The sequence below is a fragment of the Bacillus sp. GMs2/2 genome (assembly GCF_050172095.1).
Taxonomy (GTDB): Bacteria; Bacillota; Bacilli; order Bacillales; family Bacillaceae_G; genus Bacillus_A; species Bacillus_A cereus.
Window position 1 is genome coordinate 1 of the sequence record NZ_JBNLYE010000618.1, and the last position, 1,663, is coordinate 1,663.

Genomic DNA, 1,663 nt, shown 5'->3' on the forward strand with positions numbered 1-1,663 from the left:
GTTTATTCCACTTAAATAACAAAACCATTCGTTTTAGAAAATCAAAAGTTACACCTAATAAAACTGGTCAATTTGTTTCTTTTTGGGAGAAAGATGAAAATATGCGAAATAGAGCGTTCTCTTATAAAGCTGCTCCTGATTTATTAGTAATCACTTGTATTGCTGATAATAAACTAGGACAATTTATTTTTCCTAAAGAGATTCTTCTTAAAGAAAAAATATTGAGAACACAAAATCAAACAGGGAAAATGGCAATGAGAATTTATCCTGTTTGGGATACCACTGTTAGCAATCAAGCTAAAAAGAGTCAAATGTGGCAACTTCAGTATTTTGTTGATTTAAGTGATAGTAATAATTTGCCTATAGATAAACTATTAAATTTATATTCGTAGCTTTTGATCTACTCCAAAAAGAAGTAATTACAGAAAAGGCATTTGTAATGACGCCTTCTATTAATTTACCCCGTGAATCGTAATTTTTGTACCGGTACAGTTAAATGAAATGTACGTTGTTACAGTGCCTCTTAAAATTTACAATCAGCATATAATATTTTAACTTATACATTTTAAGGGGTGCTGACTATGACAAGTCTACAACATAAGCTTTTTACAAGATTGAATCTTGCAAAGCGTACTGAAGTGAAGTTTGAAGAATTGAATACAATTCTCTTTACATTTGCACACACTATACCATTTGAGAATTTAGATGTTATAGCACGAAATACGAATCAAATCTCTCTGGAAAACTTACGAGAGAAAATTTTAACTAGTTCCCGTGGTGGACTTTGCTACGAATTAAATACTCTTTTTTACTATTTCTTAAAAGACTGTGGCTATGATGTACAACTGGCATTAGGTACGGTGTATAAAAATGATATAAATGCATGGGCACTGGAGGATGGCCATATAACAATTATTTTAACTTATGATAATCTACAGTATTTAATTGATGTAGGTATAGCTTCGTTAGTACCTCTTGTTCCTGTACCTTTTACTGGCGAGTCTGTTTCTTCAAAAAATGGTTCGTACCGAGTGAGACGAAAAGATACAAGTAAAGGAAATTATGTTTTAGAAAGAATAGATACTGATGGAGAATGGAAAATTTGTCATGCTTTTTATAAACCTAATATTGATGAGATAGTAATAAACGATGTTCAAAGAAGAGTGATAGAAGATGAGAAGTCTATTTTTAATAAAGGACCAATTGCAGTAAAGTTGACGAACTCCGGTCATATTTCATTAACGAATACAAGTTTAACTGAAGTTGTTCATGGGGAAAAAACTAAGCGTGAAATTACAGAAGATCAATATAAAGAGTTTTTATATACTTTATTTGCTATTAAGTTATGAATAATAAAGATAGCCGGTTCTTATTCAGAAGCGGCTATCTTTATTATTTTTGGTGTAAATGGTTTTCTTCTAATATGTTTCGGAAACTGCGGTATAGTTAATGTTTTTAATGTTTCCTTCGCTTCTTCATATGTATGAAAAATTGGTTCTTTTCCATCATCCCCTTGTAAAACTAGCCCTTCATCTCGGATTACATATGGCATAAAACCACCCCATCTAGTAAAGAATTATATTCTTTTGCAGCAGAATAATACGATTTAAAGTTGATTTTCTTAATACATACAATACACTAGAACAGTACGCAAAAGTATGTA

3 protein-coding genes are annotated in these 1,663 nt (G+C 31.1%); 2 read left to right on the plus strand and 1 reads right to left on the minus strand.

Annotated features, from left to right (window positions below; translation table 11 throughout):
- A partial coding sequence (locus ACQGS6_RS28000) for a MepB family protein (protein WP_426965993.1) occupies window positions 1–392 on the plus strand: 392 nt, incomplete at its 5' end.
- 189 nt (window positions 393–581) lie between these two features.
- A complete protein-coding gene (locus ACQGS6_RS28005; RefSeq protein WP_000202771.1) occupies window positions 582–1,349 on the plus strand; it encodes an arylamine N-acetyltransferase family protein in 768 nt (255 codons plus the stop codon).
- Between the two features lie 20 nt (window positions 1,350–1,369).
- On the opposite strand, the gene ACQGS6_RS28010 is transcribed toward ACQGS6_RS28005, so the two are convergent.
- Complete coding sequence (locus ACQGS6_RS28010; RefSeq protein WP_001147162.1) at window positions 1,370–1,552, minus strand: hypothetical protein; 183 nt, start codon at window positions 1,550–1,552, stop codon at window positions 1,370–1,372.
- Window positions 1,553–1,663 lie beyond the last annotated feature (111 nt).